The sequence below is a fragment of the Clostridium guangxiense genome, from assembly GCF_021043395.1.
Lineage (GTDB): Bacteria > Bacillota > Clostridia > Clostridiales > Clostridiaceae > Clostridium_S > Clostridium_S guangxiense.
On record NZ_JAJNKE010000090.1, the window covers coordinates 1 to 1932 of the forward strand.

At 35.1% G+C, this 1932-nt stretch carries 1 protein-coding gene; it reads right to left on the reverse strand.

Annotated features, from left to right (window positions below):
• Positions 1 to 105 precede the first annotated feature (105 nt).
• Positions 106 to 1398: a group II intron reverse transcriptase/maturase gene (ltrA, locus tag LQK79_RS20745; RefSeq protein WP_053243623.1), complete on the reverse strand. Its 1293-nt coding sequence runs from the start codon at positions 1396 to 1398 to the stop codon at positions 106 to 108.
• Between the last annotated feature and the right edge of the window lie 534 nt (positions 1399 to 1932).

Below are 1932 nucleotides of genomic sequence, written 5' to 3' on the forward strand. Positions count from 1 at the left end.
TGTAGAGTAAGTCGGTGGCGAATCGCCACCTTCTCCTCATCAAACCGTGCATGCGGTTTTCTCGCACACGGCTTTCCGATATTCTTCTTTGTAAGGCTTTCAGCCTTAATAATAAGCTAATTTTTCCAACTTGATATTAATAATACTTCTAACTTTACTACTACGTGTATGTTTCATTCTTATTTGATGTTTGTTATTATACCACGCAATCAACTTATCCATAATATGAAAATCAATTTTGACCAATTGTCTTGGTGCATACTTGAGTCTATAATAGTTTCTAAATCCAACTATTTTCCTGTTTAACTTTCTAATTATTTCATACATATTCATTTTAAGAGTAGCACGACTTTCAAACACCTTATTTACTTTTTCTCTCATGCTTTTCATTGCTTTCTTTGTTGGTATCTGTATCATCGTGTAGAATCTCTCGCCCTTTCTGTTTTCTTCTAGGCTTCGCCTATGATGAAAACCCAGAAAGTCAAAGCCTTCTGTACCTTTCCATGTATTAACGAACTTTGTTTTCTCTGGATGAAGCTGTAGTTCTAGTTTCTCAAATATTTTAGTTACTGCTTTATGTGCATGTTCTACTTCTCTCTTTGTTCTTGATATTATAACAAAATCATCAGCATATCTTACCAAAGTTCCCAGATGTTTAAATGTTTTATTCCAAATTCTATCCAGATAATTTAGATATATATTTGACAACAAAGGGCTAATGACTCCTCCTTGAGGTGTTCCCGTAACATTAATTTTAATGTTACCTTCTTCCATCACTCCAACTTTGAGCCACTTCCTTATAAGTTTCAATATCCTCTTATCAGATATTTTCATCTCTACTAACATCATCAACTTATCATGGTTGATATTATCAAAATAACCTACTATATCGGCATCAAGTACCCAATTTCCAAATTTATTGCAACTATTTCTTATGACCTCTAATGCCTGATGTGCCCTTCGTTTTGGTCTAAAACCATAAGAATGCTCTTTAAAGTCTGCCTCAAATATAGGTTCTATGACTATCTTTGTTGCCATTTGCACTACCCTATCTTTTATTATAGGAATCCCAAGTGGTCTTTTCTTTCCATCTTTCTTTGGAATATAAACTCTTTTAACAGCTTTAGGTTTATATTTATCTTCTATCAACTCATGCTGTATTTCTCTTATGAATTTCATTTCTCCATATTCAACAATATCATCAATATAAACACTATCTATTCCTGCTGACCCTTTGTTAGCTTTTACTTGTTTCCATGCTTTAAGCAGTATATCAATCCTATATACTTTGTCGTACAATGCATGAAATCTTCGCTTATCATTTACTTTGGCACTTACATATAGTTTTCTCTGAAGTTCTCGAACTTTATCTATGGTGTTGTTAGCTTTCGCATTCACTCATTCTTACCTCCTTTAAAAACTTGAATAAAGTAGAGTTCCTTTCCTAAATAAAGTTTTGTTGTCTTTATCATCTTTGGTACTATGAACTCCTCCGACTCCTTCTTTGCTAAATTACAATTTCACCTCTGGCTTATATGCATTATTTTACGGCTTTGCCGTGCAAAGGAAGGTCTCTCCAGTTCCGAACTATACTTTTAATACATGTCGTTTCCCATACGCCGAAGGATTCTTTGACAGTGCTGTCCAAGTTCTTCCTGTCTTCCATGGTCTTCGCTAAATGCTCCCTAACTCAACTTCCTTTTGTTCTCCTAAAAAAAAATTCAAGGAGTCCTCTCTAACGACGCGGCAGAATTCACTTAATGTTACGACCTGTATTATCACAAAGAAAAGCCAACTTTTCAGTTGACTTTACCCACGCTTCAAACCCAGTATTTCTACTACGCTTGGTGGTTTGTTACAAGACTTCTTGGCAATTACCTTGACTGGACTTTCACCAGTTAGTATAGTCCAGCTTAGCTGGACGCACGAGCA